This is a genomic window from Bifidobacterium apri, from assembly GCF_009299485.1.
GTDB lineage: Bacteria > Actinomycetota > Actinomycetes > Actinomycetales > Bifidobacteriaceae > Bifidobacterium > Bifidobacterium apri.
Genome location: NZ_WBSO01000033.1, coordinates 1 through 2,153 on the forward strand (window position 1 = coordinate 1; position 2,153 = coordinate 2,153).

General features: G+C 44.7%; 3 protein-coding genes. All 3 read left to right on the plus strand.

Annotated elements, in window-relative coordinates:
* Positions 1-835: DNA cytosine methyltransferase (locus tag DSM100238_RS09160; RefSeq protein ID WP_152356353.1), on the plus strand; the 835-nt coding region annotated here is incomplete at its 5' end.
* Between the two features lie 81 nt (positions 836-916).
* Positions 917-1,651, plus strand: a complete 735-nt coding sequence (locus tag DSM100238_RS09165; protein ID WP_240812430.1) for a PmeII family type II restriction endonuclease — start codon at positions 917-919, stop codon at positions 1,649-1,651.
* A 320-nt stretch (positions 1,652-1,971) separates the two neighbouring features.
* The coding region (locus DSM100238_RS09480; RefSeq protein ID WP_205730719.1) for a hypothetical protein at positions 1,972-2,153 on the plus strand (182 nt) is incomplete at its 3' end.

The window sequence follows — 2,153 nt, forward strand, 5'->3', positions numbered from 1 at the left end:
TTCATACGCTGGCTTATCCCGAGGATTTGAGGATACAAGAGGCACACTCTTCTTTGAATTTGCTCGAGCCATCAAGGAAATTCAACCAAAAGTCATAATGATGGAAAATGTGCGAGGCCTTCTCACCCATGATCACACTAGAACCATTATGACCATGCTGAAGACTCTAGATGATATTGGCTATAATGTTGCAGTAAAAGTCCTGCGGGCTCAATTCCTTGATGTTGCCCAAAAGCGAGAACGTCTTGTCCTCATCGGAGTAAGGAAAGATTTAGAAATGCCTATTCTTTATCCCAAAGAGGACTCTGAAGTACTCACATTATGGGACGCTATCGGCGACTGTCCAGAATCCGAGGGCGCTCTATACCCACCGGCAAAGCAACACGTCCTTGAAATGGTTCCTCAAGGCGGATATTGGCGCGACTTGCCACCCGACATCCAACGTTCATATCTAGGCGGAAGTTTCCATCTCCCTGGTGGGAAAACAGGTATGGCGCGAAGACTTGCATGGAATGAACCGTCCTTGACATTAACTTGTTCTCCGGCTCAAAAGCAAACCGAGCGTTGTCATCCTACTGAAACAAGGCCATTAACTGTACGCGAATATGCGCGTATTCAAAGCTTCCCGGACAGCTGGAATTTTACGGGCAGCATCGCTGCTCGCTATAGGCAGATCGGGAATGCGGTGCCAGTGAACTTGGCTTACCACGTCGGGCGGGGGATTATCGCGATGCTCAGCGGAGAAGATCAACAAGAATTTCGAGTTGTCGCACCGGTCGACATCGAGCATGCCACCGCATCACAAGTGAAAGCAGACGCACTCTCAATGCTGTGACTGGAAGGTTCGTAACCTTTACTCCAGCAAGGGTTACGAACCTTCTTGCAATTTGGACTACCGCGTAGTTGAATTCGATATATGAATATGTCAGAGGAAAACAAGCAGCAAATCCTCAATTCCGCAATCAGCTTCTTTCAACAACGAATCATCGCAAATCATATAAAGAATGTTCAGAAGTGCGCAAGGCTCGACACCTTTAACATCAACCCTTTCATTACCGCTTATCTAGCTAAATTCGCATTTAGCGACGTAAACGCAGAAACACTGGCAAAAGCACTGATATATCCGCGCGTGTTAGGCACTTCAATTACGACGTCTTTCGGCAACCAATTACAAAAGTTCAGCACCGAAGTACTGTCCGCGTACGCATCCACAACCGCCGGAATGGATATTGAATACGTGGACTCTCGCACGAACCGACATGTTTATTGCCAACTCAAAGCCGGCCCTCAGACCATCAACAAGGACGACGTAGAAACGATTTGCAATCACTTCAAAGGAATTCGCAATTTATTACGCGTCAACGGCTCAAATGATTTCAATCCTTCTACAGACTGCATCGTTGGAATCTTTTACGGTAATCGGGCTTCACTCTCTACCAATTACAAAAATATTGAGAAAGAAGGATACACCGTACTTATTGGTGATGAGTTTTGGACTTCTTTGACAGGAGACCCTACATTCTATGAAGAACTCATCGGCGCAATGGTAAATGGAGGCGCAGACGCTTCAAATGAAGTTCTACAGCAAACAATAAGAGAACTTTCTAACGATATCCGCGAACACCCTGATGTAGTTCCAATTTGTAAGTAGCAGCTACCATGTTGCGCATTTCGAACGATGTAGCTAAGGCAAATAAGTAGACGCTGATTTTATTGTTGCGTCGGCATCTTTTATTTTCGGATACTGACGCAACAATAAATAGTTACTCTACCGTATGCATCCGGCTAAGCAGACACCATATCGCAACAATTTACATTGCTTTGCCACATCATGGCATCTACAACACTAATTAATAGAGCTGCAAATAAAATATTTGCAGCATTTTTCATCATAAAAATCCTGCAAAATAACCAAAACTTTATTATCATAAGCCTTTGATTGCAAGTCATCTATGTTGCAATAATACACTAATGATTTCTGATCAACAATCATCAACAACTCAAGTTCTGCATTTTCTGCGTCTTGTGCTCCATGCTCCGGTCCCATCCTCAATCGATCTCGTCGGTCATGAGTTTCGTCAATCGCTGATATCGACTATTATCGCGCGTTTTCGCGACGGCTTGTGTACTACAGTGAGGGGAAAGACAGGAGC